Annotated in this window: 3 protein-coding genes; all 3 read left to right on the top strand. The window is 43.5% G+C overall.

The window, feature by feature from the left end:
- The first annotated feature begins 33 nt into the window (after positions 1-33).
- Complete coding sequence (rplT, locus tag AB3112_RS10945) at positions 34-390, top strand: 50S ribosomal protein L20 (protein WP_057910433.1); 357 nt, start codon at positions 34-36, stop codon at positions 388-390.
- Positions 391-471: 81 nt separating this feature from the next.
- The gene (locus tag AB3112_RS10940) at positions 472-987 is read left to right on the top strand and encodes a YqeG family HAD IIIA-type phosphatase (RefSeq protein ID WP_057910432.1); all 516 of its coding nucleotides are present in this window, start codon (positions 472-474) and stop codon (positions 985-987) included.
- A gap of 8 nt (positions 988-995) precedes the next feature.
- Positions 996-2,108: ribosome biogenesis GTPase YqeH (yqeH, locus tag AB3112_RS10935; RefSeq protein ID WP_367334505.1), on the top strand; the 1,113-nt coding region annotated here is incomplete at its 3' end.

Genomic DNA, 2,108 nt, shown 5'->3' with positions numbered 1-2,108 from the left:
TTATTACTTTTCAAAATATAGGAGGAATTCAAAATGCCACGAGTAAAAGGTGGAACAGTCACACATGCACGTCGTAAGCGTGTTTTAAAATTAGCTAAGGGTTACCGCGGTGGAAAGTCTCGTTTATTCAAGACTGCCAAAGATCAGGTTATGAAGTCACAGGTATACGCATTCCGTGACCGTCGTGCCAACAAAGGTAACTTCCGTAAACTCTGGATCGCCCGTATTAATGCTGCTGCTCGTCTTAACGACCTCAGCTACAGCCAATTTATGCACGGTTTGAAGCTTGCCAACATCGACATGAACCGTAAAATGCTTGCTGATTTAGCTGTTAGTGATGCTGATGCTTTCAAAGCATTGACTGACGAAGCTAAAAAGGCACTTAAGTAATTTTGATGTGCTAAAATGACTTTCACCGATAGATTGGTGGAAGTTTTTTTAAATAAATCTACTATATTTAAGGAGCGACATATGTTGTCTCGATTTAAACCAACATGGATGATTGGAGATATCTATTCAATTTCTCCACAGTTCCTGTTGGATCATAATATCAACTGTGTTCTAACCGATTTAGATAATACTTTAGTACCGTGGAACTCAAAAAATGGTTCCCGCGCATTACATGACTGGCTGGCTGAAAACAAAAAATTTGGCATTAAAGTGATTGTTGTTTCAAATAACAGCCATAAGCGCATTCAAAAAGCCGTTCAAGACTATGAACTACCATTCGTGCCACGGGCAATGAAGCCACTGACGATCGGGATTCGTCAAGCATTGAAGCAATTTCATCTCAAAAAACGTAACACCGTTATGATCGGTGATCAACTGATGACCGACGTCGTTGCCGCCAATAGTTGCGGCGTTCGCAGCATTTTGGTCAAACCTTTGGTCCGTGATGATGCGTGGAATACCACCATCAATCGCTATTTTGAAAAAATTGTCTGGAACAAATTGTCGAAGAAATATCCAGATCTGCATTGGAAATAGGAGGAAGTATGGCAAATAATGAAGTTATTGTAGACGGTGAAGTCGTTCATTGTGTTGGCTGTGGTGCCAAAGTGCAAACAACCGATAAAGAGGCATTGGGGTACACTCCGGAATCTGCTCTTAAAAAGGGACTCGAAAACGGGGAAGTTTATTGTCAACGTTGTTTTAGACTCCGTCATTATAATGAGATCGCGCCCGTCAGTTTATCAGACGATGACTTCTTGAAGCTATTAACCAGTATTTCCGATACGGATTCACTGATTGTTTATGTGGTGGATATTTTCGATGTTAACGGCAGTATGATTCCTGGCCTTCACCGATTCGTTGGGGACAATCCGGTATTGCTGGTTGGAAACAAACTGGACGTTTTACCCAAAGCCCTCAAGAAAAATAAGGTCAAGGATTGGTTGCGCCAACAAGCCAACGCAGCCGGGATTCGACCGATTGATGTTGAGCTGATTTCAGCCAAAACCAATTACGACATTGATCGACTACTGGATCAGATTGAAAAGTATCGAAAAGGCAAGGATGTTTATGTAGTTGGCGTTACCAACGTTGGAAAGTCAACGCTGATTAATTCGATTGTTCGTCAGTCGACGGGGATTAAGGAACTCATTACGACGTCGCGTTTCCCAGGAACGACCCTTGATCGAATTGATATTCCGTTAAACGACGGCAAAAATCTGGTCGACACGCCGGGAATCATTCAGCCCGAACAGATGGCCCATCATCTAACGGGTAAGGAACTCAAATTAGTTACCCCGCAAAAGACGATTAAACCCAAGGGATATCAATTAAACCCCGGTCAAACGCTTTTCTTCGGTGGCGTTGCGCGGTTTGACTATAACACGGGTGATAAGAAGCACGGGTTTACGGTATACGCGGAGAATAACTTGTTTATTCACCGCACCAAACTGGAAAACGCCGATGAATTTTATGCAAGCCACGTTGGGTCGTTTTTAACCCCTCCGATGGAAGACCAGACAGATGATTTCCCACCATTAGAGCCGCATGAGTTCAAGTCGACTGAAAAAAGCGACTTGGTAATCGAAGGCCTCGGTTGGGTCACCATTCCAGAAGGCGTATCGGTAACGGGTTGGGCACCAAAGGGCGTTTCAGTG

It is taken from the genome of Lentilactobacillus sp. (genome assembly GCF_040773105.1).
Classification (GTDB): Bacteria; Bacillota; Bacilli; order Lactobacillales; family Lactobacillaceae; genus Lentilactobacillus; species Lentilactobacillus parabuchneri.
Note: the sequence above shows the minus strand (reverse complement) of the source record. Positions and strands in the feature narration are given on the sequence as shown.

Bases quoted from the DNA above. Each gene is read 5' to 3' on its own strand.
- rplT (WP_057910433.1), top strand. From the start codon at position 34: ATGCCACGAGTAAAAGGTGGAACAGTCACACATGCACGTCGTAAGCGT.
- AB3112_RS10940 (WP_057910432.1), top strand. From the start codon at position 472: ATGTTGTCTCGATTTAAACCAACATGGATGATTGGAGATATCTATTCA.